The sequence below is a fragment of the Curtobacterium sp. B8 genome (assembly GCF_000333315.1).
GTDB classification, from domain to species: domain Bacteria; phylum Actinomycetota; class Actinomycetes; order Actinomycetales; family Microbacteriaceae; genus Curtobacterium; species Curtobacterium luteum.
Genome location: NZ_BACW01000466.1, coordinates 1 through 1,270, shown reverse-complemented (window position 1 = coordinate 1,270; position 1,270 = coordinate 1). Strand labels below are relative to the sequence as shown.

Below are 1,270 nucleotides of genomic sequence, written 5' to 3'. Positions count from 1 at the left end.
GNNGNNGGGGACGTCGTTCCACATCGGCGCCCGGCGCCCGCCGCGCCCGACGCCCGCCGCGCCCGACGCCCGCCCCGCCCGCCGCCCGACGCACCCGCGACCGCTACCCGCGGCGCTCGAGGTGCGCCCGGGTGAGGGCGTCCATCTCCTCGTCGCTGAGGTCGTCGACCACCCGGGCCTCCCGACGGTCCGTCCGCTGCCACCGCACGAACAGCGAGATCAGCACCGGGATGTCCGCGACCTCGGCGATGAACCACAGCAGGTCACCGGCGAGGTGCTGGTCCTGGAGCGGTGACGGGTACCAGGCCTTCCCCACGAGCGTCGTCGTCGCTCCGTCGAGCACGTGGTTCGTGATCCGCAGCACGATGCCCGGGACGGCATCGAGCATGAGCTCCACGAAGGCGAGCAGGAACTCCGCCGTCACGAACGTCGACGACCGCAGGATGCCCGGTTCGGCCAGGGGCGCGAGCAACCCGAAGCCGAGCATCGGCACGAACACCGTGATGGCGACCGCCCAGACCGGCGACGTCCTGATCGCGGCCGACAGCGGCGTGAGGAGGACGCAGAACATCGCGAGGGCGATCAGCGGCGAGACGATCGCGTTGCCGAGGACCCGGACCGGGCGCGACCCGAGGGCGGCGGTGGCGGCGCGGGCGAGGCGATCCGGGCCTCCCGTCCGGAGCAGGGAGACCGGAGCGGCCAGCGCCGCGAACGTCGGCACGGCGAAGAAGAGGAGGGCGAGCCGGAGGACGAACGCCCACCGGAGCCGTTCGGCGTAGACGCCGACGATCCCGAACTGCAGGACCCCGAAGAGCAGGAGCGCGCCCACGAACGCGAGTGTCCGCCACCACGGCCAGCGCGCGCCGCGTCGGGCGGCACCGACCGACCACCACCCGTAGGCGACGGCACCGACGAGGATCATCGCGGCCGCCAGGGGGTCGAAGCGCCACGTGGACCAGAACTCGGGTGTCGACGGCGTGGGGTGCCTCCTGGTGCTCGTGCTGCCGGAGCCATCCTCCGCCCCCGGCAGGGGCACCGAGGTCCCGCGTCCGTGAGAACCGGTTCAGATCCGGGTCACTCCCCGCGCCGGGGTCGTCCGGGTGAGCAGCCACACCCCGATCGGGACGAGCACCGCCCCCGTGACGGCGACCGGGAAGGAGAGGTGCAGCTGCATGACCGCGAAGGCCGGTCCGACCGTGCACAGCGCCGCCACGACGAGCACCGGCCACGCGGGCCGGTCGGCTCCGGGGACGAGCCGGGGGAGGCCGAT

At 74.0% G+C, this 1,270-nt stretch carries 2 protein-coding genes; both read right to left on the bottom strand.

The window, feature by feature from the left end; translation table 11 throughout:
* Positions 1-103: 103 nt before the first annotated feature.
* The gene (locus I59_RS11980) at positions 104-1,036 is read right to left on the bottom strand and encodes a cytochrome c oxidase assembly protein (protein ID WP_261976567.1); all 933 of its coding nucleotides are present in this window, start codon (positions 1,034-1,036) and stop codon (positions 104-106) included.
* Positions 1,037-1,063: 27 nt separating this feature from the next.
* Positions 1,064-1,270, bottom strand: a 207-nt coding sequence (locus I59_RS22890; RefSeq protein WP_042726695.1) for a hypothetical protein, incomplete at its 5' end; no start/stop codon positions are given.